The organism is Aeromonas schubertii, from assembly GCF_000820105.1.
GTDB lineage: Bacteria > Pseudomonadota > Gammaproteobacteria > Enterobacterales > Aeromonadaceae > Aeromonas > Aeromonas schubertii.
In genome coordinates this window covers 58,249-82,478 of record NZ_CDDB01000028.1, presented here as the reverse complement: position 1 = coordinate 82,478, position 24,230 = coordinate 58,249, and the positions used below count along the sequence as shown (strand labels likewise).

The following is a 24,230-nucleotide window of genomic DNA, read 5'->3' as shown; positions in this document are numbered from 1 at the left end:
TGAAGGGGGCTTAAAAACGGGAGTGGTAGCTGAGATCGGCCCAGGCCGCCTTGAGGTACTGGAACATGGACCAGAAGGTGAGCACGGTGGCCACATAGAGCAGCACATAGGCAAGCCACACCATCCAGATGTTGTACTGCCAAATGAGGCCGGTGAGCGAAATCATCTGGATGGTGGTCTTCCACTTGCCAATCCAGCCCACGGCAACGGCGGAGCGCTTGCCAATCTCGGCCATCCATTCGCGCAGGGCCGAGATGAGGATCTCGCGGCCAATCATGGTCAGCGCAGGGATGGTGACCCAGACGGTGTTGTAGTGCTCGACGATAACCACCAGGGCGGCCGCCACCATGATCTTGTCGGCCACCGGATCGAGGAAGGCGCCAAACGCGGTGGACTGGTTGAGCTTGCGCGCCAGATAGCCATCGAACCAGTCGGTGACCGCCGCCAGGATGAAGACGATGGCCGCCGCCAGATAGGACCACTCATAGGGGAGATAGAAGAGAACGATGAAGAAGGGGATCAGCAAGATCCGGAAGTAGGTCAGGAGATTGGGGATATTGGTCATTATTGTCAGCCACTTCATCTGTGCGAGCGAGAGGCGGCAGTGCCGCCTGAGAGTACCTGCCTGGCAGGCCCCGCCATTATGTCACCCCACCGTCTGTGCGTCACCCGTTTGCACCGTGAAACGCGGCGTGGATCGCCTCGGCCAGGGCCTCGCTGATGCCGGGCACCTTGGCCAGCTCCTCAACCCCGGCACGCTTGACCTCCTGCAGTCCTCCCAGATATTTAAGCAGCGCCTGCCGCCGCTTGGGGCCGACCCCCGGGATCTCCTCGAGTGAGCTCGATACCCGCGCCTTGGCGCGCCGTGCCCGGTGGCCGGTGATGGCGAAGCGGTGGGACTCGTCGCGAATGTGCTGAATGAGGTGCAGTGCCGGCATATCCACCGGCAGGTGCAGCTCCTCGTGGCTGTCGCCGATGATCAGCGTCTCGAGACCCGCCTTTCGGGTCACCCCCTTGGCCACCCCGATAAGCAGAGGCTGCTTGCCACCGAGCCGCTCCTGCTGGCTGGCGAGGATCTCCTCGGCCCGGCGCAACTGGCCGAGGCCGCCATCGATAAACAGCACGTCCGGTACCTTGTCCGGATCCTGTTGCTTGGCAAAACGGCGCTCCAGGGCCTGCTCCATGGCGGCATAATCATCGCCCCCGGTGATCCCCTCGATGTTGAAGCGGCGATATTCGCCGCCCACCGGCCCCTCGCGACCAAACACCACGCAGGAGGCCACGGTGCGCTCCCCCATGGTGTGAGAGATATCGAAACACTCCATCCGTGCGATCGGCGTCTCCAGCTCGAGCAGCTCCTCGAGCTGGCGCAGTCGCTCACCCATGGTGCTCTTGTGAGCCAGACGCGATTGCAGTGCGGTGAGCGCATTGGTGCTGGCAAGCTTGATAAATCGGGCCCGCTCGGCGCGGGTGCGGCTCACCACCCGCACCTTGTAGCCGGCGGTCTGCGCCAGGGTGTCGGCGATGACCGATTCATCCTCGAGGGCCACATCGAGCAACACCTCGCTCGGGATCTGCCGACCGGAGTGACCCGAGAGATAAAATTGCAGCAGGAAGGATTGCACCACCTCGTCCAGGGGCGTGTCACTCGGCACCTTTGGAAAGTAGCTACGCGAGCCGAGCACCTTGCCCTGGCGGATAAAGAGCACGTGCACACAGGCGGTGCCCTGCTCCTGGGCCACCCCCACCACGTCGAGATCGTCCAGCACGTTGCCGCTCACCGACTGCTGCTCGGTCACCCGGCGCAGGGCCTGGATCTGATCGCGAAAACGGGCCGCCTCCTCGAAACGCAGTTCCAGGCTCGCCGTCTCCATCCTAGCCACCAGCCGGCCAATCACCTCCTGGTTCTTGCCGGCCAGGAAGAGGCGCGCCAGCTCCACCTGGCGTTGGTACTCCTCGTCACTCACCAGCCCCGCCACACAGGGGCCGGCGCAGCGCTTGAGCTGGTACATGAGACAGGGGCGCGAGCGGTTGGCATAGACGGCGTCCTCGCACTGGCGCACCGGGAAGATCTTCTGCATCAGGTGCAGGCTCTCGCGCACCGCACCGCCAGAGGGGTAAGGTCCGAAGTACTCCCCCTTCACCTTGCGCGACCCACGGTGCATCCCGATGCGCGGGTGGCGCTGATCGGTGATGATGATCCAGGGGTAGGACTTGTCGTCCCGCAGCAGCACGTTGTAGCGCGGCTGGTACTGCTTGATGAGGTTGTGCTCGAGGATCAGCGCCTCGGTCTCGGTGTGGGTCACCACCACCTGAATGTCGGCGATCTGGCTCACCAGGGCGCGGGTCTTGGCGCTGTCGACCTGTTTGCGAAAGTAGGAGGAGAGCCTTTTTTTAAGATCCTTGGCCTTGCCCACGTAGATGACAACGCCGCCGGCGTCATACATGCGATAGACACCGCTCTGGTGGGTCACGACCTTGAGGAAGGCCTTGCTGTCAAACTGCTCGCTCATGGTGCTCCATCAAGGGAAAAGGCGGCCACGGCCGCCTTTGACAAACGTGAGCCCAAGGCTCAGAGGGTATCGGCATCCAGCATGCCGTAGCGGATGGCCAGGTGAGTCAACTCTACGTCACCGTTGATCCCGAGCTTGCTGAAGAGGCGATAGCGGTAGCTGTTGACCGTCTTGGGGCTCAGGTTGAGCTGCTCGGAAATGTCGTTCACCTTCTGCCCCTTGGTGATCATCATCATGATCTGCAGCTCGCGCTCGGAGAGAGACTTGAAGGGGTTCTCATCGCCGGAGGCAAACTGGCTCAGGGCCATCTGCTGGGCGATCTCGGGGGAGAGATAGCGCTGCCCGGAGTGAACCAGACGGATCGCCTGGATCATCTCCTCGGGGGCCGCCCCCTTGGTGAGGTAACCGGCGGCGCCCGCCTGCATCACCTTGGTCGGGAACGGATTCTCGGAATGGATCGTCAGCACTATGATGCGCACATCGGGGCAGATACGCAGGATCTTGCGGGTCGCCTCGAGCCCGCCGATCCCGGGCATGTTCATGTCCATCAGGATCACGTCGGGATGGCTCTGGCGGCAGAAGGTGACGGCAGCCTCGCCGCTTTGGGCCTCGCCCACCACCTTGATCCCGCGCACATCTTCCAGAATTCGTCTTATCCCGGTACGCACCAGCTCATGGTCATCGACCAGAAATACATTAATCACCCGGACACCCCATTTTTATTACTTATTTCGCCCTCACTCGGGCGAACCACAATTCTTGCATCATAACCAAACTGCCCGATTTGGCAATCCGGGGCAAGTCCGAGGCAAAAAATCGAGAACATCCTCACTAAAATCAATAAATTAGACAATAACAGTGCATAAAAAAGCGACACCGGGTGTCGCTTTATCCGAAAAACAGGAAAAGAGGGTCTCTCGCCTACCCGGCCAGGACCCGGCGCACCGCCTCCAGATCCTCGGGGGTATCGACCCCCACCGGCGGCGATTCAATGGCTTCGGCCACGTGGATCTTCTCTCCGTACCAGAGCACCCGCAGCTGCTCGAGAGCCTCAACTTGCTCGAGCTGGCTCGGTGCCCAGGAGACGTAGCGCTCGATAAAGCCGGCACGATAGGCGTAGATGCCGATGTGGCGCTGGAACCAGGGACCGATGGCCTCGCGGCTCTGGGCGAAGCGATCACGCTCCCAGGGAATGGGGGCGCGACTGAAGTAGAGGGCGTAGCCATCCTTGTCGGTCACCACCTTCACCGCATTGGGATTGAAGGCCTCGGCGGCGGTGTGTACCGGTACGCTCAGGGTCGCCATGGGGGCACTGGCGCCGGCCAGATTGTCTGCCACCTGGCGGATGAGGGCGGGCGGAATGAGGGGCTCATCCCCTTGCACGTTGACGATGATGGTGTCCGCAGCAAAGCCGTAGTGGCGGCACACCTCGGCCAGACGCTCGGTGCCGGACTGGTGATCCTGTGATGTCATGCACACCTCGACGCCGGTCCCCGCGACAAGGGGGAGCAGCGCCTGGCGCACCCGCTCGTCATCGGTGGCGACGATCACCCGCTCGGCGCCTGACTGCAGGGCCTTTTCCGCCACGTGCTGCACCATGGGCTTGCCATGGATATCGGCCAGCGGCTTGCCCGGCAGCCGGGTCGAGGCGTAACGGGCCGGAATAATGACGATAAAACTCATGGATTGAGCTCTTCCAGGGAGAGGTGACGGGCACGGTTTTCGAGGAGCACGGGGATCCCCTCCTCCAGCGGATAGGCGAGTCGGTCAAACCGGCACACCAGCTCCTGTTTGCTCTTGTCATAGTTCAGCTTGCCCTTGCACAGGGGGCAGGCCACGATATCCAGCAGTTTCGGATCGAGAGCCACTGCGTCACTCCTTTAGCGATGTCATGAGGGTGGCGAGCAGCCCTTCCGGCAGCTCGCCACGCACGGGAATATACCACCAGTTGGGCCGGGCGAAGGCGCGGCACTTCACCGCATCCTTTTCGGTCATCAGCAGCGGCCGCTCGCCAAAACGAGCGGTCAGCTCGGCCTCATCGAAGCCGTGGTGATCGGGGTAGCCCTGCGCCTGGACCAGGTCATAGCCCAGCTCGCGCAGGGTGGCAAAGAATCGGGGCGGATGGCCGATACCCGCCAGGGCGTCCACCTTGGGACCGAGCGCCCCCTCGGCGGGGAGATCATCCAGCACCCGGCGCGGTGCATCCGGGACCAGACGCATGGCCCACTCCCCCGGGGCAGGCTCGCCACCGTTGCAGATGATGGCATCGACCGAGCCAAGGCGCGAAAGCGGCTCGCGCAGTGGCCCCATGGGTAGCAGGCAGCCGTTGCCGAAGCGGCGTATCCCGTCGACCACCACGATTTCCACGTCCCGGGCCAGGGCGTAGTGCTGCAGGCCGTCATCGGTGATGATGATGTCCACCTCACCGCTCTGCTCGAGCAGCCGCACCGCATCGGCCCGTTTGGGAGAGACGGCCACCGGACAGGCGCAGCGACGGTGGATCAGCACAGGCTCATCCCCCGCCTCGGCGGTGGTGGTGCCGGCGACGAGGCGCAGCGGATAGTGCGGCGCCTTGCCACCGTAGCCACGGCTCACCACCCCGGGGCGCAGCCCCCGGGCGCGCAAGGCCTCCACCAGCCAGACCACCACGGGGGTCTTGCCGTTTCCTCCCACCGAGAGGTTGCCCACCACCACCACCGGCAGAGGCGAGCGATAGGCCTTGCACAGCCCCAGCCGGTAAGCCGCGCGGCGAGCGCTGCTCACGGCGGCAAACAGGGCAGCCAGGGGCAAGAGCCCCCAGCGCAGGGGGCTTTTTTGATACCAGAGGGCGTCAAGCATCAGGCTTTGTCACCAAACTGAATGGCGCGCAGCTGGGCATAGGTGCCGGCTTTGCCCATCAGCTCGGCGTGGTTGCCACGCTCGACGATGCGCCCTTCGTCGATCACCAGGATCTCGTCGGCCTTCTCGATGGTAGAGAGGCGGTGAGCGATGACCAGGGAAGTGCGCTGCTTGCACAGCTCGTCGATGGCCGCCTGGATGTGGCGCTCGGATTCGGTATCCAGGGCCGAGGTGGCCTCGTCGAGCAGCAGCACGGGGGCATCGCGCAGCAGGGCACGGGCGATGGCCAGACGCTGGCGCTGGCCCCCCGAGAGCGACGCGCCATTTTCCCCGACCACGGTGTCATAGCCCTGGGGCATCTTGCTCACGAACTCGTCGGCATGAGCGATGCGGGCCGCCTGCACTACCTCGTCACGGCTGTAGCGATCCTCGGCGGCGTAGGCGATGTTATTGGCCACCGAGTCGTTAAACAGGTGCACCTGCTGGGAGACCAGGGCGAACTGTTTGCGCAGCTCACTCAGGCGATAGTCACGAATATTGACCCCATCGAGCAGGATCTCCCCCTCATCGATGTCATAGAAACGGGTGATGAGGCTCGCAATGGTGCTCTTGCCAGAGCCCGAGCGTCCCACCAGGGCCACCGACTTGCCCGCCTCGACCTTGAAACTGAGGTTGTAAAGGGCCGGGGTCTCCTTGGTCGGGTAGGTGAAGGTGACGTTGCGAAACTCGAGCTCGCCGCGGGCACGCTCCAGGGTGCGGGTGCCGGTGTCCGGCTCCGGCTCGGTGTCGAGCAGGCCAAACAGGCTGTGGCAGGCGGTGATGGCGCGCTGGAACTGGTTGTTGACGTCGGTCAGGCTTTTTAGCGGCTTGAGCAGCATCATCATGGAGGTGATCATGACGGTGAAGGTACCGGCAGTCAGGGTGCTGCGCACACTGTCGATGGTTGCCACGTAGAGGAAGGCCGCCAGGGCGATGGAGGCAACCATCTGGACGATGGGACTGCCGATGGCATCGGCCGCCACCATCTTCATGGTCTGCTGGCGCATGTTGTTGCTGACCTGGTAGAAGCGTTTCTCCTCCACCTTCTGGCCACCAAACATCAGCACCTCTTTATGCCCCTTGAGCATCTGCTCGGTAGAGGTGGTGATATTGCCCACCGCGTGCTGAATGTGGCGGCTTATCTTGCGAAAACGGCGGCTGATGAGACCGATGATGATGCCCACCAGGGGACCCACCACCAGAAAGATCACCGACAGCTGCCAGGAGTGATAGAACATCAGGCCAAGCAGGCCCACCACGGTCGCCCCTTCACGCACCAGGGTCACCAGCGTGGTACTGGCGGCCGAGGAGACCTGGCTCGCATCGTAAGTCACCTTGGAGAGCAGATGACCGGTATTTTGCCGGTCGAAGAAGCTCATCGGCATAGCCACCATGTGGTTGAATACCTGCTGCTGCAGACGCATCACTACGTGGTTGCCGACCCAGGCCATGCAGTAGTTGGAGAGGAAGTTGGCCAGCCCGCGCAGGGCGACGATGCCGAGCACGAAGAAAGGCATCCACTTGAGCACGCTCGGATCGCTGCCGTTGATCCCCTCATCGATGAGGGGCTTGATGGAGTAGACGAAGGTGGTATCGACGGCGGCGTAGCCCAGCATGCCGATGATGCCACCGATGAGACCCAGCTTGCGATCGCGCACATAACCGAGCAGGCGTTTGAAGATGGGCCAGCTCGGCTGATCATGAGTTTCTTGCATTGAAATGCTGCTTGTTAATTGAAAAGACGGGTCATTCTAGCCAAAGCGCCGGCATCCACCAAGCGCCGTGACGCCGGTACCAGGGGCCCCCTTCACGCTCGGCCTTCACCGTGAGGCCATCTGACCCCGCCACCATCACCACCTCGCCGTGCTCACCGGTGACCCACTGGCGGGCGCCGATCGCCCGATAGCGGGCCACCACCTCGGGGCGTGGAAAGCGCCAGCGGTTGTAAAGACCGGCGCTGTAGACGACGAAGCGGGGCGCGACCGCCGCCACGAAAGCCGGGGTGGATGAGGTGCGGCTGCCGTGGTGGGGCACCACCAGCAGATCGCTTCCAAGCGCAGAGCCCCAGCGCGCCACCAGGGCAGCCTCGGCCTCCTTTTCGATATCGCCGGGCAGCAACAGGCTCCACCCCTCCCCCTCCAGGCGCAGCACACAGCTGCCGTTGTTGCGGCTGTTATCCGCCCTGTGTCCCGCCTCGGGCCAGAGCACCCGCACCCGGATCCCCTGCCAGTGCCACTGCTGCCCGGCCTGACAGGGCTCGGTGCTGCCTGCGAAAGGGTAGGAGGACACCTCTCGCCCCACCCTTATCTGGCGCAGCAACGCTCGCCGCCCACCCGAGTGGTCCCTGTCCTTGTGGCTGATCACCAGTGTATCGACCCGGCGGATCCCCCGCTCATGAAGATGGGGCAGCAAGACCGCCTCGGCCATGTTGTATCCGCCCGGATAGCGATCTCCGGTGTCATAGACCAGCGCGCGGCCCCCCTGGCTCACGACTACGCTGAGCCCCTGGCCCACATCGAGCACGCTGACCCGGCCCCTGTCGTGGGACCAACCCGCCATCAGGCTCAGCAGCAGTGCCGGCAGCAGCAACCAGCGTCCCCCCGAGAGGCGCCAGGCCACCATAGAGAGCAGCGCCAGCGCCACGATAAGCCCCCACTCACGCCCCAAGGGCCACCAGAGCACGACCTGCCCAGCCAACCACTCGAGCAGCCAGATCACGCCCACCAGCGCCTCATTGGAGAGCCACAGCAGGGGATAGGCGAGCACGGCAGCCAGAGGCGACAACAACACCCCCAACAGGGCCGCCGGGATGATGAGCAGGCCAAAGAGGGGCAGAAGTAGCAGGTTGGTGGCAAAGGCCAGGGGCGCCACGCCGCCAAACAGGATGACTTGCAGGGGAAACAGCCCGAGCAGCATCCAGAGCTGCAACCGCCACAGGGAGGGGCGTCGCCAGAGGAGCCCCGCCACCATCAGGAGGGCCACCGCCACAAACGAGAGCCAAAAGCCGGCCGAGCAAAGCGAGAGGGGATCCCACAACAGCAGGAGGGAAAAGGCCCAGAGCCACACTCGCCAGGGTGGCCAGGCGCGGCGCCACCAACGCAGCGCGCCCCATACCAGTACCATAAGCAGCGCCCGCTCGGCCGAGACCCCGAAACCGGCCAGATAGGTGTAGATAAGGGCGAGTAGCGAAGAGAGGATGATGGCCGGACGCTCCCCCCAGAGGCGGCCGAGCCACCAACCGAGTAGCGCAACGATGGCGATGTGTTGACCCGAGATGGCGATGACATGGGTCAACCCTCCGCCGCGAAAGAGATCCCACTGGTGGCGGCTGATCCCCCCCTGCTCGCCAAAGGTGAGGGCCCGCAGCAAGGCAGCCTGGGAGAGCGGCGACCAGAGGGCATCGGCTTGGCTCAGCCAGCGTTCGCGAAGAGCCGGGGGCCGGGCCTCTTGCACCGCTACGCTATCGAGGGTGCCGGTGGCGGTGATCCCCTTCCCGAGCAGGGTACGCCGCCCATCCCAACCGGCACCGTTAGCCAGGCCATGGGCCGGCTTGAGCCGGGCAGTCAGGGCGAGATGCGCGCCGACCGCCGGCGGAGTCAGGGGGCGATAGAGGTTGAGCTGGACCAGCGGCTCGGGCCAGAGGGGGCTCCCCTCCATTCGGTTGACGCGCACCCACCAGCGACTGAAACGCTCGTCGACACGCTCCCAACGCTCCAGTTTCCCGACCAGGGAGAGTCGCTGCTGGGCTGGCAACTGCTCAAGCCAGGCGAGCCTGAGATGCAGGCTCAGCTGCAGCCAGAGGAGCCCGAGGCAGAGCCCCAGCAACAGGGGGCTGGGCCCCTTTCTGAGGGCCAAGATGAGGGTTGCCAGGGGAAGCAATGCCCATGGCCAGGCGGGGATGAAGGGCCAGAGCAGGGCCGATGCCCCGCCCAGGCAGAAGCCGATGAGATGACGGTCCATGGATTGAGTATTCGTATGGCTCGCAAGCTTCGCCACCTTGGCCACCTCTTCGGATGCAGATAGACTGACGCCTCCTCACAGCAAGAGCATGGCAACCTTGAACAGCCGGTTTTTATCCCGCCTGGGGCTGACCCCCGAGGCCCTGCGCCAGCAACGCTGGTTTGCCCTCTTCGGGGAGCGCCTGCTCGCCCCCCGCCTCTGGCGCACGACCCCCTTTGCCTTGGGCGGCGCCCTGGCCGCCGGCCTCTTTGCCAGCTGGATCCCGGTGCCCATGCACTCCCTGATCGCCGTGGTGCTGGCTCTCTGGCTCGGGCTCAACCTTCCCCTCGCCCTGCTGGCGGTCTGGTTTAACAATCCCCTGACCCTGCCCCTCATGTATCTGGCCGCCTACGAGATCGGCTGTCGCCTGCTCGGGCTTCCGGCCGAGCAGTTCCATCTGGTGTGGCGCCTGGGGTGGTTCGAGCACGAGGCACTGACCGTGCTCCCTCCCTTCCTGCTCGGCTCCCTGCTGCTGGGTCTGCTGAGCGCGGCACTGGGTTACCTGCTACTGGGCGGCACGCTTGCCCTGTGGCGACGGTGGCACTGAGTTAATCCGTGCCAACGGGGGTTGAGAGGTTTACACTCACCGCCCTTTGTGACCCAAGGAGCACACGCCATGCAGCTCAAGCGCCTGCTCAATCGTTGGATGCCCAACCCGGCGCAGTTGCGCCATCACCCCAGACTGCGCCTCTTTGGCCGCTGGCTCGACCGCCCCACCCTGTGGCACCTCAACCGGCGCACGGCGGCGCGCGCCTTCGCCGTCGGTCTCTTCTGTGCCTGGCTACCCATCCCGTTTCAGATGGTGGTGGCAGTAGCCGGTGCCCTCTTGCTGGGCGCCAATCTCCCCCTCTCGGTGGCTCTGGTATGGCTCAACAATCCCGTCACCCTGATGCCCATGTTTTACGGGGCCTACAAACTCGGCGCCCGATTGCTCGGTACGGATCCCCAACCCTTCACCTTCGAGGCAAGCTGGCAATGGCTGAGCCACTCGTTTGCTACCCTGGGACCTGCCCTGCTGCTCGGGACCCTGCTGCTTGGCTCGCTTTGTGCCCTGCTTGGCGCCATCGTCATCGAGCGCCTCTGGACCTGCTCGGTCCTGCGACGGCGAGCCCTCGACCGCCATTCCCGGTCCGGTTGTTCATGACAAGTACATACTGGTGAGTAATAATCGACGCCAAAGGTTGTGACACGGCACTGCCGTCCCCATCTCGGTGGGGTCAACAGGCCGCAGCCGGCCCATTCATCACAAGAGGATCGACAAGATGGAAACCCGTTCTGTCTTTACCGGTGTCCAGAGCACCGCCCGCGACACCAACAAGGTGCTGCGCAACACCTATATGCTGCTCTCCATGACCCTGGGCTTCTCCGCCCTGGTGGCCGGGACTGCCGCCATGCTGGCCCTGCCTGCCCCCCACTGGGCTGTCTTTCTCATCGGTGCCTATGGCCTGATGTTCCTGACCGAGAAGAACCGCAACAACAGCATGGGGCTGGTGTTCACCTTCCTGTTCACCGGCTTTATGGGCTACACCCTGGGTCCCATCATCAACCTGTTTATGAACAACGGCGGTGGCGATATCGTGCTGACGGCCATTGGCGGCACGGCGCTGACCTTCTTCGCCCTCTCCGCCTATGCCCTGACCACCAAGCGTGATCTCTCCTTCATCGGCGGCATGCTGTTCGTGGGCTTCTGGGTACTGCTGGTGGCCATGATTGCCAACATCTTCCTGCAGATGCCGGCCCTGCATCTGGCCCTCTCGGCCATGTTCATGCTCTTCTCCTCCGGTGCCATCCTGCTCACTACCCAGCAGATCGTGCGCGGCGGCGAGACCAACTACATCTCGGCCACCATCACCCTCTATATCTCCATCTACAACATCTTCGTCAGCCTGCTGAGCCTGCTCGGCGGCAGCCGCAACTAAGCCAGATGGTAAAATGACCCCCGCTTCGGCGGGGGTTTTTCTTGCCCCCTGATTTGGATCAGGATGTCGCCCCTCTCTTTTGGGCTAATATCAGGGCTTTGTTACCGCTTCGGATGTGTCACCTCTCCCATGCCGATGGATATCCTGGGCCCCCTGCGCCGCCTCGTTACCGACAGTCACGTCTATTTTGCACTCAAAGTCCTGATCGCCATCCTGGGGATCCTCGCCTTTGCCCTCGTCACCGGCGAGCTGCGTATGGCGGTGCTCCTCTCCCTCGGGGTCGTGGCCGGCGCCATCGCCGAGACCGATGACCACCCCTGGGGGCGCATCAAGAACCTGGCCATGACCCTCGGCTGCTTCCTCTTTGCCAGTGTCTGCGTGCAGTTTCTCTTCCCCTGGCCCTGGCTCTTCGCCCTGGGACTGGCCGGCTCGAGCTTCCTGTTTGTGATGGTCGGTGCCCTCGGCCAGCGCTACGCCACCATCAGTTTTGGCTCCCTGCTCATCGCCATCTACACCATGCTGGGGGCCGCCAGCGCCCCTTCACTCTTCTATCAACCCCTCCTGCTGTCGGCCGGCGCCCTTTGGTACGGGGCGGTGTCGCTCGTCTGGCTCTGGCTGCTCCCCTACAAGACCCTGCACGAGCAACTGGCTCAGGGCTATTTCGCCCTCGGCCGCTACCTGCTGGAGAAATCCCGCTTCTTTCCGGCCGATGAGCACGGCAGCCAGGCGATCCGCCACAACCTGGCCCTGCTCAATATCGAGGTGGTACAGGGGATGAACCTGGCCAAGGCCAGCCTTAACAGCCGCCTCGGCCAACCTCCGGCACCCGAGCTGGCCCGCCTGTTGCAACTCTATCTGCTGGCCCAGGAGATCCATGAGCGGGCAACCTCGAGCCACTACCCCTACAGCCGCCTCGAGCAGGATCTCAAGCAGGGCATCGTTCTGGAGGGATTCCAGGAGGTGCTGCTGCAACTGGCCGAGGCGTGCCAGCGCCTGGGTTACAGCATCCTGGTGCACAAGCCTTATCAACACTCACGGCGCATTCACTGGACCCTGGAGGCACTCGGGGACCAGCTGGAGTTCACCCATCTCAAGCAGCACTATCCCAGCAGCCTCTTCACCCCCATGAAGTTTTTGCGGCGTAACCTGGCCAGCATCAACGCCCTGCTGCAGAGCGCGGCGGCCCTTCCCGAGCCGGAGGGGGCGCTCCCTCCCCTGGCAAGGCCAGCCCGGATCGGCTGGCAGAGCCTGCGCCAGCACCTCTCTCTTGACTCCATGCTGCTGCGTCATGCCATCCGTATCTCTCTGGGTCTGGTGTTGGGTTACGGCCTGCTGCAGGCCTTCTCCCTCGACAAGGGGTACTGGATCCTGTTGACCCTGCTGTTCGTCTGCCAGCCCAGCTATAGCGCCACACGACGCCGTCTGGTGCAGCGAATGCTCGGCACCTTCATCGGGATCCTGCTCGGGGTTCCCGTGCTGCTGCTCTTCCCCGATCTCCACTCCCAGCTGGTGGTGATGGGGTTGGCGGCGTTTCTCTTCTTCACCCAGGTGCGCAGCAACTACAGCGCGGCGGTCTGTTTCATCACCCTCTATGTACTGATGGCCTTCAACCTGCTCGATCAGCAGGGTCTCGGCATCGTCGCCCCTCGCCTGCTCGACACCACCCTCGGCTGCCTGCTTGCCTATGCCCTGGTGGCCTGGCTCTGGCCTGACTGGCAGTACAAGCGCCTGCCGGCCCTGATAGCCCGCTCCTTGTCGGCCAATGCCGGCTATCTGGAGCGAGTCCTCTCGGCCCTTCATCAGGGACGCAGGGACTCCCTCGACTATCGTATCGCCCGCAAGCAGGCCCATCAGGCCGACAGCGAGCTGGCCCTGGCCTGGCAAAGCATGCTGGTTGAGCCCCAGAAGCGGCGCCGCTTTCTCGATCTCTGCTTCTCGCTGACCTGGCACAACCATGCCCTGCTCTCCTACATCTCGGCCCTCGGAGCACACCGGGACAAGCTCGAGAGCATAGAGGGTCTGACCGAGATCGGGCTCTATCTGGAGCAGACCCTGCACAGCGCCGCAAGGCAGGTGACCGGTCAGCCCCCCCTGCCCCCCCAGGGACATTGCCCCCTGCTTAGCCACGATCAGAGCGAGGAGCAGCAGATGTTGACCCAGCAACTCAACCTCATCAGCCAACAGGCCGAGGAGCTGCAGGCACTGGCGCGCCAGACCCGGTTGCTCGCGCCGGAGTGAGGCGCTACCATGCCCGCCTCATCACAGGAGTCATCCATGGCAGAACTGATTTTCAACGGGCGAGCCATCGCCACCGATGCCCAGGGGTATCTGTGCGACATCCACGACTGGAGCGAGGAGCTGGCACAGCTTTTGGCCGAGCAGGAGGGAATCGTGATGGAGGAGCCTCACTGGGAGGTGGTGCGTTTCGTACGCGGCTTCTACCTGGAGTTCAACACCTCGCCGGCGATCCGCGCCCTGGTCAAGGCGATGGAGAAGCACTACGGCCCCGAGAAGGGCAACAGTCGCTATCTCTACAAGCTCTTCCCCAAGGGGCCGGCCAAGCAGGCGACCAAGATCGGCGGCCTTCCCAAGCCGGTTAAATGCATCTGAAAAAACACCGCGCCAAGGCGCGGTGTTTTTAAACGCGAGAGTGACTAGGGGTTGTAGGCCACCACAGAGCCACTCAGGGCGGTCAACTGATTGAGTCGTGGCAACATTCCCTGCAGCTTGTCGCGGGAGACATCGGGCCCCACCACCACTCGATTGAGCTCTCCCTGGCGCGGAGTACGGGGGATGGTATGAGCCGGATAGCCGGCAGCCCGCAGCTTGGCGACTATGCTGTTGACGCTCTCCACGTTCTTGAAGGCCCCCAGCTGGATGATCCAGGCCCCCTGACTCGGCGAGGCCGGCTTGGGTTTGTCGAGGCTGGAGACCAGATCGCCGAGGGGATCGACCGATTTGGGCTTGCTCTCCACCACGTTTGGCTTGGCCTCGACCGGCTTGGGTTTGGCCTGGGCCAGCTCGGCGGGCTTTGGCTTTGGCTTGGGTTCGGGCTCAGGCTTGGGTGGCACCGTCGCCTGCGGCACGGGTTGGCTCTGCACCGTCACCGGCTCGGCAATGGGCTCAACCTGCCAGCTATTGGCATCGCCGCTGGCCTCGGGCTGAGCTGCGGCCACCTTCGCCTGCTCATGAGCCGCCTGCAGATCGGCAGCACCGGAGACCTGCAAGGCCGGCTTGGCGGGCTCGAGTTCCGGACGCAGGGGGATCTTGGCAAAGGCGGCGTCTTCGACCTCCTGCTGCTTGTTACCATCGAGCAAGTCCGGCAGGAAGATGACCACCAGGGCGACCAGTATGATGGTGCCCACTAAACGATTCTGAAACTGCGAGGCCACTATGACTCCTTTTTCTCGTGCCCGGCCAATACATCCGCGACAGTATAAAACGAGCCAAAAACGATAACCATATCAAGGGGCCCCGATTGGGCAAGGGCTGTCCGATAGGCCTCCATCACGACGTCATGACAGCTCGCCTCCTCTCCCAGAGCCACCTGCAGCTGGGCTGCACTGGCGCCACGCGGCCCGCCCAGACTGGCCAGATGCCACTGCCCGATCAACCCCTTGAGCTCGGCCAGCGACCCGGCCATGTCCTTGTCCTTGAGCATGCCGACCACGGCGCGGCGCACCCCGGCGCACGGCATCTGACGCAGACGTGTGGCCAGATAGGCCGCCGAATGAGGGTTATGGGCCACATCCAGATAGACGGTCGGCCTCTCCTGCAGCAGTTGCAGGCGGCCGGCCAGAGTGGCGCAGGCCAGCCCCTCGCGGATCGCGGCCTCGCCCAGGGGCAGACCGAGGGATTCCAGGGCCGCCAATACAGTGACGGCATTCATCAGAGGCAGGCTTGGCAGCGGCAAGTTCAGATAGGTGTGCAGGCCATGGTAGTCCCAACATAGCTCCCGCACTTCACCACGAAAATCGCGGCCAACCTGACGAAGGTGAGCGCCGATCCGGGCCGCCTCACTGGCGATGGTGGCCGGAGGCTCAGGCTCACCACTGATGGCGGGCTTGCCGGCGCGGTAGATCCCCGCCTTCTCCACCGCTACCTGCTCGCGGGTATCCCCGAGCCAGTCGCAGTGATCGAGGGCAATCGAGGTGGTTACCGCCACGTCGGACGCCACCACGTTGGTGGCGTCGAGCCGCCCACCGAGCCCTACCTCAAGCAGCAGCACGTCGAGGTTGGCGCGGGCAAAAAGCCAGAGGGCGGCCAGGGTGGCGAACTCGAAGAAGGTGAGGGAGATATCGCCGCGGGCGGCCTCGACCGCCGCGAAGGCCTCGCAGTGGGCTTCGCCTTCCAATTCGGCGCCGTTGATCCTTACCCGCTCGGTAAAGCGCAGCAGATGCGGCGAGGAGTAGACCCCCACCCGATAACCCTGGGCCATCAAGATGCTGGCGGCCATGGCACAGGAGGTTCCCTTGCCGTTGGTACCCCCCACGGTGATCACCTTGCACGGCAGCGTGGTCACCCCAAGGCGCCGGGCGACCTCACCGACCCGGGTCAACCCCATGTCGATGTTGGCCGGATGGATGGCTTCCAAATAAGAAAGCCAGTCGACCAGCGACCGGCTTTGATTCTGAGACGAAGCGTTCATGCTTACTCGGCGTCGACTGTGGTGTTCATCAGTTTGGCCATGAGGCCGGCCAGGCGATCGCGCATCTCGCGGCGATCGATGATGAGGTCGATGGCCCCCTTCTCGAGCAGGAACTCGGAGCGCTGGAATCCTTCCGGCAGCTTCTCGCGCACGGTCTGCTCGATGACGCGCGGGCCGGCGAAGCCGATCAGCGCCTTGGGCTCACCCACCTGAATATCGCCGAGCATCGCCAGGCTGGCGGAAACGCCGCCCAGGGTCGGGTCGGTCAGCACGGAGATAAAGGGCAGACCCGCCTTGGAGAGGCGATCGAGGGCCGCACTGGTCTTGGCCATCTGCATCAGGGAGAAGAGGGCCTCCTGCATACGGGCACCACCGGAGGTGGAGAAGCAGATGAGACCACGCCCTTCTTTCAGACACTCGTCGACGGCGCGCACGAAGCGGGCACCAACCACGGATCCCATGGAGCCACCGATGAAGGCGAACTCGAAGGAGCAGGCCACCACGGGCACGCCCTTGAGGGTCCCCTTCATCACCACCAACGCATCCTTCTCGCCGGTGCTCTTCTGGGCGACGGCCAGGCGCTCCTTGTAGCGCTTGGCATCCTTGAATTTGAGGATATCCTGCGGCTCCAGCTCGGCAGCCACCTCGACCCGTCCCTGCTCGTCGAGGAAGCGCTCGAGGCGCGTACGGGCGCTGATACGCATGTGGTGGTCACACTTGGGGCAGACTTCCAGGTTGCGCTCCAGCTCAGCCCGGTACAGCACCTGTTCGCAAGCACTGCACTTGGACCACACCCCTTCCGGGATGTTGTGGCGACGCGGTGCGGTGTTCTTGCTCTTGGGAAGAATCTTCTCAAGCCAGCTCATGGAATTCCTTAATGCTTTTTAATGCTTGAAAACACGGCAACACCGTGCCAGTTCAATGACTTGGCGGTGTTGCTGGGACATGTGGCCTGCCATTAAAGCACACTTTTTTGGGGGCAGTTACAAAAAACTGGTCGTACCCGGGGCCGAGTCCGGCAGCCACAAGGGGCCAAGCGGAACGCGCGGCAGGGCAAAGGCCTCGGGATAGTCCACCTCCACCAGATAGAGGCCGCCAGCCTTGGCGGTGGGGCCCGCCACGTTGCGATCCCGCGCCGCCAGCACCTCGGCCACCCACGCCACCGGTTGCTCCCCCTTGCCCACCTCGATGAGGGTGCCTGTGATGTTGCGCACCATGTGGTGCAGGAAGGCATTGGCCTTGATATCGAGCACTATATAGGGGCCGGAGCGGCTGACACACAGGTGCGTCACGTTACGCCAAGGGGTGTTGGACTGGCACTGGATGGCGCGAAAGGAGCTGAAGTCTTGCTCGCCAATGAGGCACTGCCCCGCCGCATGCATCAGTTCGGCGTCGAGAGGCTCGTGATAGTGGCTCACGCCACTGCCCAGAATGGCGGGGCGGTAGTTGTGGTTATAAATGACGTAGCGATAACGACGGGCTGTCGCGCTGAAGCGGGCGTGGAAATCCTCCGGCACCTCTTTGGCCCAACGCACGGCGATGTCCCCCGGCAGGTTGGAGTTGAGGCCCAGGGTCCAGGCCGACTCCTTGCGCACCGCTGCGGTATCGAAGTGGATCACCTGACCGGTACCGTGCACCCCGGCATCGGTGCGGCCGGCACACTGGATCTCGACCGGGTGATTGGCAATCTTGCCGAGGGCACGCTCAAGCTCCTCCTGAACGCTGATCACTTCCCGTTGACGCTGCCAGCCGAAGTAGCGGCTGCCGTCATATTCGATTCCAAGGGCTATACGCATGGGACACCTGAATGCAATAAAAACGCGGCGAATTATACGCAATGGGGCGACAAAAAGAAGGGCGGCCACCCGGCCGCCCCGCATCCAGACGCAGACTTATTCCTGTCAACCAAGCCGCTTGAGCAGCTTCTCGGCCTCCTTGCGCTGGCTGTCGCTACCCTGGGCCGCCGCCTCTTCGAGCAGCTCGCGAGCACTGTCCTTGTCGTCGATCTCGAGATAGGCGCGCGCCAGATCCAGTTTGGCACCCACACCGCCATCATCGGCGTCGATATCGAAGTCGCTACGCTCGGGAAGCACTTCGGGGAAACCATCGAGACCCACATCCAGGGTCGCATTCTGGTAGGGCTCCTCGCCCTGGCCGGCGGCATCAGCCTCGGCCAACAGGGTATCGATCTCCACGTAATGATTGTCATCGGCAGCCTCGCGATCCGGCACTGCCGCCGGCTCGGCCTGCTCCGCCTGTTTGAAGGCATCTTCAAAATCGGCCAGCGCCAGCTCGTTGGGATCTTCCTCCCGAGGCTCACTGTCACCGACCAGCGACTCGTCGAGGGTCAGCTCCAGAGCCTCATCCACCGATGAGAGGCTGACCTTGCTGTCATCGGAGTCGGCCAGCATCTTGTCGAGCTCGGCATCGAGCTCACTGAGATCAAACTCTTCGTAGGACTGTTGATCGACCTCGTGGGCATCATCGTCCCCCGGCAAGAGATCGGCATCGGCCATCAGCGACTCGGGGGAGTCGGCAGGCTCGGGGACCAGATCGGGATCCACGGGCCCATGGGCAGGCTCGTCGAGGTCGTGCTCATCGTGGAAGAAGAGCTCTTCTTCCTTGGTTTCCTCAAGCTGATATTCAGGTTCTGGCTCGGGAATGGGCTCAGGCTCAGGTGCAGCCTGAGGCTCGGTAGCGAGATCCAGCGCCCCCAACTCGGGAGAGAGCAGCTCATCAAATTCGTTGCTCCCCTCCTCCATGAAGGCGGAGGTGGACTCGGAGAGGCTCTTCTCCTGCTCTTCCAGCTCGCGGCGAGCGCGGGCACGCAGCCAGAGTGTCACCAGCGCCAGCACCAGCAAGACAGGCAACAGGATGATCATGGCCAGGTTGAGCGGTGACGAGAGCAGATCGAGCAACCAGTTCTTCTCGTCAGGCTTGGCAGACCCGTCGTCGGGGGCCGCCGGGGCAGGCATACCCGCCTTGAGCTCGGCGATCTGCTTTTGCAAGGACTCCTGATCCTGCAACTGGGCCTTGAGGGTCTCGAGCTCCTGAGTCAGGGACTCTACTCGCAACTTGAGCCTGTGGTTGGTCTCGCTCACCTGCGACAGCTGGCTGGTCGCATCATCGAGGGCCAACTTCATCTCGGTGACGCTGCTGGGCTGCTCGGTCTGGGTCTCGGGCGGCAGGGGTTTGGGGGCTTCGGCCTCGGCCTTGACCTGTGGGGCCTCCTCCACCTTGGTGGCCGGGGCCGGCTCTACCGGTTTGGGCAGGGGGGCCGGTCTCTTCTCCTCAACCTTGGCAACCACCTCGGGTTGTGGCACCGCCTCGGGCTTGGCCGGTTTGGTCGTGGTCTGTGGCTGGCTCTCAACCTTGGGCTTGCTCTCCCCGGCAGACTTGACCGCGGGTTTGGGATGGACCGTGAGGTTCTTCACCTCTGCGGTATAGCGAGAGCTGATCCCCTTCCAGCTGGCATTATCGCTGCGGAAACGGGCGCGCGCCTGCTCGTCGGAGATGCGGCTGGCCTCCTGCTCGTTTGGCAACACTATGGTGGAGCCCACCAGAATGTGGTTGATGTTGCCATCGGCAAAACTGCGCGGATTCTTCTCGTAGATGGCGACCATGGTCTGGTAGACGCTCACCCGCGTGCTGGGACGATAACGATTGGCCAGGCTCCAGAGTGTATCGGTCCGCAGAATGGGGCCATAGCGACCGACGCTGGTGGAGGCGGCAACCGGTTGACGAGGAGCCGGGGCCGGAGCCTGGGTCCGTTGCGGCACGGCGGGGGTTGCCTGGGTCGGTTGGGAAGGCTGAACCGGTTCATCCGGTCCCTTTAACTCGACAAAGAAGGGTTCACGCTGCTCTGCATGAACAGGAGTCAGCAACCCTAAAACCAGCAGCGTAGCCAATGCTATGCGGGAGTGTCCCATATTCGTTCCTTCGTGTGACGGCTCTATCACATTGAAAAGTTTAGATAGTTAGCCCGTTTTATCGAATCACTATAATTCAGCCGACGCTGTCAAACCAGTTATCGCTCACCCATCGACTCATTTTTGTCCTCTTTGCCTCTGGCAGAGTGATCCCGCGCAAATAAAAAAGGCCACCCGGGGTGGCCTCACGACTCAGAGATAGTCCCGCAACACACTTTCTGCTGCCTGAACCACCCCCAGCGCCGCCCCTCTCCTGAGGTTATCGGCGACCAGCCAAAGATCCACACCCTGAGGGTGGGAAAAATCCTGACGAACCCGGGCCACCAGCACCTCGTCACGGCCGTTGGCATCCACGACGGGTGAGGGCACCTCCCCCTCGTCCGAGAGCGCAACCCCGGGGGCGCTGCGCAGCAGCTCCTTGACCTGTTCGGCGTCGAGGGGCTGATGCAGTTCGAGGTGTACCGCCAGGGCATCGCCGTAGAAGACAGGTACCCGGGCCAGGGTCGGATTGATGGCCACCTCCTGCCCCAACACTCTCTGGCTCTCCAGCACCAGTTGCCACTCCTCACAGCTGTAGCCGTTGTCGAGCAGTTCACCACACTGACCAAGCAGGTTGAAGGCAATCTGGACCGGGAAGCAGGAGGGCTCCACCGGACGGGCATTAAGCAGGGCCGCGGTCTGGCTGGCCAACTCATCCACCCCGGCCTTGCCGGCCCCGGAGACCGACAAATAACCGCTCAGATTGACCCGTGCCACCCCCACTTCGGCATGCAGGGGCTTGAGCACCGCCAGCAGCTGGCTGGTCACCCCGGAGGCGAGTGCAATCAGGTTGCGCTGGCGATAGTCACCGAGTGCTTCGGGATTGGCCTCCATGCACACCAGGGGCACCTCGTCATCGGTGACGAAGGCACCACTGGCATCGAGCACCAGACAGCCCTGCTCGGCCGCCACGTCGGCCCAGCGCAGGCTGTCGCTTGCCGTGCCGACAAAGAGGGCAAGCCTTGCCTCGCTCCAGTCAAAATCGGCCACATCGCGAATATCGAGGTTACGGCCGAGGGCGCGCACCGTCTCACCCACTTCGTCGGACGAACCGAGCGGGATGATGGTGTCGACCGGCAGGCCGCGCTCCTCGATGAGTTCCAGCACCAGTTGGCCGGCAGCAGTACCGGCTCCGAATACAGCGACGCCAAGTTGCGCAGTCATGTAAAACACTCCTTGAGAGGATGGACCCGCCCCTGGGCGGGCCCGACACAATGGGTAACCCGAGAGGGTCAGGAAAGGGTAAAACCGAGTTTGGCCAGGCAGGGCGTTGTCGTCCCGCACAGGTGCAGTGACGAGAGCTCACGCCGCTCCGGGTAGTGCTTGCGTTGACGGTCGAAGCTGCCGGGGATCGCCAGCTCCCGGCGAAAACGGGCATCGTCACGGCGCACGTCATAAACCAGATGCACCAGTCGGCCGATCAGCGCCTGATCGGGCGCTTGGCCCAGCTGCATCCTGGTCACCTCGGGAGAGGGTAGCAAGGCACTCAGATCCTGACGGGCCGAACGACCAAGACGCTCGCACAGGGCCTGATAGAGCATCCAGGTGCCACGCGCCTTCCCCTCCAGGCTATAACCGGCAATATGGGGGGTCGCAATCTCCACCAGGGGCACCAGCTCGTGCAGCAAGTGTGGCTCATGCTCCCACACATCCATCACCAGATGCAGGGGCTCAGCTCCCCGTTGACGCGCCAGCAATGCCCGGTTATCCCACACCTCGCCACGGGAGGCGTTAATGAGAAACTGGCCCGGTCGCAGGGCGGCGATGCGCGATGCATCGAGCAGGTGGTGGGTTGCCTCCTCGCCATCTCGGGTAAACGGCACATGAAAGCTCACCACATCGGCCGCAAGCGCCTCCTCCAGGGTGACGAAACCCGCTGTCCCTTCGATCCGGGCCCGAGGGGGATCACAACGCAGCACTCGCATGCCCAGTGCTTCTGCCCGGGTGGCGACGGCGCTCCCCGTGTTACCCGCTCCCACCACGGCCAGGCTCATTGCGCACAGAGAGAGCCCATGGCGCTCGGCCAGCACCAGCAAGGCGCTCAGCACATAGTCACCCACAGAGATACGGTTACAACCGGGAGCACTGCTAAAGGCGATACCCCGCTCGCGCAGCAGCGCCTGATCCACGTGATCGGTCCCGATGGTCGCCGTGCCAACAAACTGCAGGCGACTGGCCTTCGCCAGCAACGCCTCGTTCACCCGGGTCACCGAACGCACCAGCAGCACATCGGCATCACACAGTTGCGCCGGCAGCATCTCTCGCCCGGGAAGCAGGGTCACCTCCCCCAGCTCGCCAAACAGTGCCTCCACATGGGGCATGTTCTCATCGGCAACGATCTTAAGCACTGGCACCTCCGCGGCACGACGGCCCGCACTGTGGTAGAGAAACGGCAAGGGGCGCATTCTAGCCCAAAGCGCTGCCCGATTTCATGTCCGTTGGCTTGACCCTGCAGTTGAGACAGGCAAAATGGCGCGCTTATTGCCACCCGGAGCCCCTATGCTGACCAATGCCCAAGTTCTTCGCTTCAGTGCCGCCCTGATCCTGCCCCTGGCACTGCTGGCCCTGTCCGGATGGACCCCCTTCCTCACCCACGACCTGAACCAACCCGGGCTCTATCTGGCATATCTGCTATCGGGTACGGTCGGCCTGCCCGGGCTGTTGGCGACCTTTGCTCTGCTCTTTGCCATGACCCAGTTCAAGCTGCGGCTGGGGCATCGGGAGTGGGGATTGCTGCTGGCGGTGTTCGTCCTGCTGATGGGGGCTGACTGGTGCATCAAGGCGGCTATCAAGCATCTGACCCAGGAGCCCCGTCCTTATCTGGTCTGGCTGGTCGAGCAGGGACTGCTGGACTCTCTCGAACACTTCTATGCCGCCCCGGTCAGCGAGCGTATGGAGCAAATCCATGCCACCAGCCTCTTGCTCGGTCTGCCAACCTGGCTCGGTCAGCACTGGCAGCAGGGGGTTAACTACGCCTTTCCCTCGGGTCACACCATAGTCACCATCACCCTCGCGCAATTTTTCGGTCTGATCTGGCTGGCCAGAGCCCCTCGAGGAGCCTGGCTCTTGCCTCTCTGGGCGCTGGCCGTTGCCGTCTCGCGCCTGCTGCTGGGTATGCACTGGGCAGGGGATCTGCTGGCCAGCGCGATTCTCGGATCGGCCACCGCCATTCTGGGCGCACGCTGGTGGTTGCATCAGGTCTCCAGGTAACCATCCATCGTCTCGATGAAGGCTATCGAGCAGAGTGCTTTGACCCCGGATCGACAATTCCCTAAAATCCGGCCCAAATAACCGAGCAGGACACCTAACATGAGCGAAGTCATCCACAGCAAGCTGATCATCCTGGGCTCAGGCCCGGCCGGCTACACAGCCGCCGTCTACGCCGCCCGTGCCAACCTCAACCCGCTGCTCATCACCGGCATGCAGCAGGGCGGTCAGCTCACCACCACCACAGAGGTGGAGAACTGGCCCGGAGATCCGGAAGGCCTCACCGGCCCGGCACTGATGGATCGCATGAAGGCTCACGCCGAGAAATTCGACACTCGCATCCAGTTTGACCATATCAACGAGGTGACCCTCACCGAACGCCCCTTCCGTCTGAAGGGTGACAGCGGTGAATACAGTTGTGATGCCCTGATCATCGCCACTGGCGCCTCTGCCAAGTATCTGGGGTTGCCGTCGGAAGAGGCCTTCAAGGGACGTGGCGTCTCTGCCTGTGCCACCTGTGACGGCTTCTTCTATCGCAACCAGGAAGTGGCGGTAGTCGGCGGCGGCAACACCGCAGTGGAAGAGGCACTCTATCTGGCCAACATCGCCAAGAAAGTGCACCTCATTCACCGTCGCGACGAGTTTCGCGCCGAGAAGATCCTGATCAAGCGCCTGCACGACAAGGTGGCCAGCGGCAACATCGAGCTGCATACCCATCAGACCCTGGACGAAGTCCTGGGTGACGCCATGGGGGTTACCGGTGTGCGCCTGCGCGACGTGCGTGATGAAACCACTCGCGAGTTGGCACTGATGGGGGTCTTCATCGCCATCGGCCACCAGCCCAATACCCAGATCTTTGACGGTCAACTCGAGATGCAGAACGGTTATCTCAAGGTACGCGGTGGCCTCGACGGTTTTGCCACCCAGACCAGCATCGAGGGGGTGTTTGCCGCGGGAGATGTGGCGGATCACAACTACCGCCAGGCCATCACCTCAGCCGGTACCGGTTGTATGGCGGCTCTGGATGCCGAGCGTTATCTCGACAGCCAGTAAGCCACGTTGAACCTCAAGGCATGCCCCGGCATGCCTTTTTCACTTT

Annotated in this window: 22 protein-coding genes; 7 read left to right on the top strand and 15 right to left on the bottom strand. The window is 63.3% G+C overall.

Features of this window, described 5'->3' with window-relative positions; all coding sequences use genetic code 11:
* Positions 1 to 10: 10 nt before the first annotated feature.
* From pgsA to BN1133_RS05520, 8 genes are all read right to left on the bottom strand, one after another.
* Positions 11 to 565 carry a CDP-diacylglycerol--glycerol-3-phosphate 3-phosphatidyltransferase gene (pgsA, locus tag BN1133_RS05555; RefSeq protein ID WP_005354108.1) on the bottom strand — a complete coding sequence of 185 codons (555 nt, stop codon included), beginning with the start codon at positions 563 to 565 and terminating at the stop codon, positions 11 to 13.
* Positions 566 to 665: 100 nt separating this feature from the next.
* Positions 666 to 2,513 carry an excinuclease ABC subunit UvrC gene (gene uvrC / locus BN1133_RS05550; RefSeq protein WP_050665553.1) on the bottom strand — a complete coding sequence of 616 codons (1,848 nt, stop codon included), beginning with the start codon at positions 2,511 to 2,513 and terminating at the stop codon, positions 666 to 668.
* A gap of 59 nt (positions 2,514 to 2,572) precedes the next feature.
* Positions 2,573 to 3,217, bottom strand: a complete 645-nt coding sequence (gene uvrY, locus BN1133_RS05545; protein ID WP_050665552.1) for a UvrY/SirA/GacA family response regulator transcription factor — start codon at positions 3,215 to 3,217, stop codon at positions 2,573 to 2,575.
* A 217-nt stretch (positions 3,218 to 3,434) separates the two neighbouring features.
* Positions 3,435 to 4,196: a 3-deoxy-manno-octulosonate cytidylyltransferase gene (kdsB, locus tag BN1133_RS05540; protein WP_050665551.1), complete on the bottom strand. Its 762-nt coding sequence runs from the start codon at positions 4,194 to 4,196 to the stop codon at positions 3,435 to 3,437.
* The gene (locus BN1133_RS05535; protein WP_005354121.1) at positions 4,193 to 4,381 is read right to left on the bottom strand and encodes a Trm112 family protein; all 189 of its coding nucleotides are present in this window, start codon (positions 4,379 to 4,381) and stop codon (positions 4,193 to 4,195) included. The genes kdsB and BN1133_RS05535 overlap by 4 nt, the downstream gene beginning before the upstream one ends.
* A 4-nt stretch (positions 4,382 to 4,385) precedes the next feature.
* Positions 4,386 to 5,351 carry a tetraacyldisaccharide 4'-kinase gene (gene lpxK, locus BN1133_RS05530; RefSeq protein ID WP_050665550.1) on the bottom strand — a complete coding sequence of 322 codons (966 nt, stop codon included), beginning with the start codon at positions 5,349 to 5,351 and terminating at the stop codon, positions 4,386 to 4,388.
* Complete coding sequence (msbA, locus tag BN1133_RS05525) at positions 5,351 to 7,105, bottom strand: lipid A ABC transporter ATP-binding protein/permease MsbA (protein ID WP_050665549.1); 1,755 nt, start codon at positions 7,103 to 7,105, stop codon at positions 5,351 to 5,353. The genes lpxK and msbA overlap by 1 nt, the downstream gene beginning before the upstream one ends.
* A 31-nt stretch (positions 7,106 to 7,136) precedes the next feature.
* The gene (locus BN1133_RS05520) at positions 7,137 to 9,350 is read right to left on the bottom strand and encodes a DNA internalization-related competence protein ComEC/Rec2 (protein ID WP_050665548.1); all 2,214 of its coding nucleotides are present in this window, start codon (positions 9,348 to 9,350) and stop codon (positions 7,137 to 7,139) included.
* Between the two features lie 88 nt (positions 9,351 to 9,438).
* Between BN1133_RS05520 and BN1133_RS05515 the strand changes: the two genes are divergently transcribed.
* From BN1133_RS05515 to BN1133_RS05495, 5 genes are all read left to right on the top strand, one after another.
* Positions 9,439 to 9,936 (top strand): DUF2062 domain-containing protein, encoded by a 498-nt coding sequence (locus BN1133_RS05515; RefSeq protein ID WP_396021063.1) that lies wholly within the window; start codon positions 9,439 to 9,441, stop codon positions 9,934 to 9,936.
* Positions 9,937 to 10,005: 69 nt separating this feature from the next.
* Positions 10,006 to 10,533, top strand: a complete 528-nt coding sequence (locus tag BN1133_RS05510; protein WP_050665547.1) for a DUF2062 domain-containing protein — start codon at positions 10,006 to 10,008, stop codon at positions 10,531 to 10,533.
* A 118-nt stretch (positions 10,534 to 10,651) separates the two neighbouring features.
* Positions 10,652 to 11,308, top strand: a complete 657-nt coding sequence (locus tag BN1133_RS05505; protein WP_050665546.1) for a Bax inhibitor-1/YccA family protein — start codon at positions 10,652 to 10,654, stop codon at positions 11,306 to 11,308.
* 129 nt (positions 11,309 to 11,437) lie between these two features.
* A complete protein-coding gene (gene yccS / locus BN1133_RS05500; RefSeq protein ID WP_050665545.1) occupies positions 11,438 to 13,546 on the top strand; it encodes a YccS family putative transporter in 2,109 nt (702 codons plus the stop codon).
* 36 nt (positions 13,547 to 13,582) lie between these two features.
* Positions 13,583 to 13,918: a TusE/DsrC/DsvC family sulfur relay protein gene (locus BN1133_RS05495; RefSeq protein ID WP_050665544.1), complete on the top strand. Its 336-nt coding sequence runs from the start codon at positions 13,583 to 13,585 to the stop codon at positions 13,916 to 13,918.
* Positions 13,919 to 13,962: 44 nt separating this feature from the next.
* On the opposite strand, the gene dedD is transcribed toward BN1133_RS05495, so the two are convergent.
* The 7 genes from dedD to BN1133_RS05460 form a co-directional block, all read right to left on the bottom strand.
* Complete coding sequence (gene dedD, locus BN1133_RS05490; protein ID WP_050665543.1) at positions 13,963 to 14,700, bottom strand: cell division protein DedD; 738 nt, start codon at positions 14,698 to 14,700, stop codon at positions 13,963 to 13,965.
* Complete coding sequence (gene folC / locus BN1133_RS05485; protein WP_050665542.1) at positions 14,700 to 15,956, bottom strand: bifunctional tetrahydrofolate synthase/dihydrofolate synthase; 1,257 nt, start codon at positions 15,954 to 15,956, stop codon at positions 14,700 to 14,702. Before folC ends, dedD begins: the two co-directional genes overlap by 1 nt.
* 2 nt (positions 15,957 to 15,958) lie before the next feature.
* Positions 15,959 to 16,822: an acetyl-CoA carboxylase, carboxyltransferase subunit beta gene (gene accD / locus BN1133_RS05480; RefSeq protein WP_050665541.1), complete on the bottom strand. Its 864-nt coding sequence runs from the start codon at positions 16,820 to 16,822 to the stop codon at positions 15,959 to 15,961.
* 117 nt (positions 16,823 to 16,939) lie between these two features.
* A complete protein-coding gene (truA, locus tag BN1133_RS05475; protein ID WP_050665540.1) occupies positions 16,940 to 17,752 on the bottom strand; it encodes a tRNA pseudouridine(38-40) synthase TruA in 813 nt (270 codons plus the stop codon).
* Between the two features lie 105 nt (positions 17,753 to 17,857).
* Positions 17,858 to 19,885 carry a FimV/HubP family polar landmark protein gene (locus tag BN1133_RS05470; RefSeq protein WP_050665539.1) on the bottom strand — a complete coding sequence of 676 codons (2,028 nt, stop codon included), beginning with the start codon at positions 19,883 to 19,885 and terminating at the stop codon, positions 17,858 to 17,860.
* 192 nt (positions 19,886 to 20,077) lie between these two features.
* Positions 20,078 to 21,088, bottom strand: a complete 1,011-nt coding sequence (locus tag BN1133_RS05465; protein ID WP_050665538.1) for an aspartate-semialdehyde dehydrogenase — start codon at positions 21,086 to 21,088, stop codon at positions 20,078 to 20,080.
* A gap of 68 nt (positions 21,089 to 21,156) precedes the next feature.
* Entirely contained in the window at positions 21,157 to 22,329 is a 1,173-nt protein-coding gene (locus BN1133_RS05460) for a 4-phosphoerythronate dehydrogenase (protein WP_050665537.1), read from the bottom strand.
* 94 nt (positions 22,330 to 22,423) lie between these two features.
* Between BN1133_RS05460 and BN1133_RS05455 the strand changes: the two genes are divergently transcribed.
* Both BN1133_RS05455 and trxB read left to right on the top strand, forming a co-directional pair.
* A complete protein-coding gene (locus BN1133_RS05455) occupies positions 22,424 to 23,134 on the top strand; it encodes a phosphatase PAP2 family protein (protein WP_050665536.1) in 711 nt (236 codons plus the stop codon).
* 99 nt (positions 23,135 to 23,233) lie between these two features.
* A complete protein-coding gene (gene trxB, locus BN1133_RS05450) occupies positions 23,234 to 24,184 on the top strand; it encodes a thioredoxin-disulfide reductase (protein WP_050665535.1) in 951 nt (316 codons plus the stop codon).
* Positions 24,185 to 24,230: the final 46 nt, after the last annotated feature.

Coding starts and splice junctions, on each gene's coding strand:
- msbA (WP_050665549.1), bottom strand. CDS start 7,105: ATGCAAGAAACTCATGATCAGCCGAGCTGGCCCATCTTCAAACGCCTG.
- yccS (WP_050665545.1), top strand. CDS start 11,438: ATGCCGATGGATATCCTGGGCCCCCTGCGCCGCCTCGTTACCGACAGT.
- BN1133_RS05505 (WP_050665546.1), top strand. CDS start 10,652: ATGGAAACCCGTTCTGTCTTTACCGGTGTCCAGAGCACCGCCCGCGAC.
- BN1133_RS05455 (WP_050665536.1), top strand. CDS start 22,424: ATGCTGACCAATGCCCAAGTTCTTCGCTTCAGTGCCGCCCTGATCCTG.
- accD (WP_050665541.1), bottom strand. CDS start 16,822: ATGAGCTGGCTTGAGAAGATTCTTCCCAAGAGCAAGAACACCGCACCG.
- BN1133_RS05520 (WP_050665548.1), bottom strand. CDS start 9,350: ATGGACCGTCATCTCATCGGCTTCTGCCTGGGCGGGGCATCGGCCCTG.
- uvrC (WP_050665553.1), bottom strand. CDS start 2,513: ATGAGCGAGCAGTTTGACAGCAAGGCCTTCCTCAAGGTCGTGACCCAC.
- BN1133_RS05515 (WP_396021063.1), top strand. CDS start 9,439: ATGGCAACCTTGAACAGCCGGTTTTTATCCCGCCTGGGGCTGACCCCC.
- BN1133_RS05510 (WP_050665547.1), top strand. CDS start 10,006: ATGCAGCTCAAGCGCCTGCTCAATCGTTGGATGCCCAACCCGGCGCAG.
- folC (WP_050665542.1), bottom strand. CDS start 15,956: ATGAACGCTTCGTCTCAGAATCAAAGCCGGTCGCTGGTCGACTGGCTT.
- lpxK (WP_050665550.1), bottom strand. CDS start 5,351: ATGCTTGACGCCCTCTGGTATCAAAAAAGCCCCCTGCGCTGGGGGCTC.
- trxB (WP_050665535.1), top strand. CDS start 23,234: ATGAGCGAAGTCATCCACAGCAAGCTGATCATCCTGGGCTCAGGCCCG.
- BN1133_RS05495 (WP_050665544.1), top strand. CDS start 13,583: ATGGCAGAACTGATTTTCAACGGGCGAGCCATCGCCACCGATGCCCAG.
- pgsA (WP_005354108.1), bottom strand. CDS start 565: ATGACCAATATCCCCAATCTCCTGACCTACTTCCGGATCTTGCTGATC.
- BN1133_RS05460 (WP_050665537.1), bottom strand. CDS start 22,329: ATGCGCCCCTTGCCGTTTCTCTACCACAGTGCGGGCCGTCGTGCCGCG.
- kdsB (WP_050665551.1), bottom strand. CDS start 4,196: ATGAGTTTTATCGTCATTATTCCGGCCCGTTACGCCTCGACCCGGCTG.
- BN1133_RS05465 (WP_050665538.1), bottom strand. CDS start 21,088: ATGACTGCGCAACTTGGCGTCGCTGTATTCGGAGCCGGTACTGCTGCC.
- truA (WP_050665540.1), bottom strand. CDS start 17,752: ATGCGTATAGCCCTTGGAATCGAATATGACGGCAGCCGCTACTTCGGC.
- BN1133_RS05470 (WP_050665539.1), bottom strand. CDS start 19,885: ATGGGACACTCCCGCATAGCATTGGCTACGCTGCTGGTTTTAGGGTTG.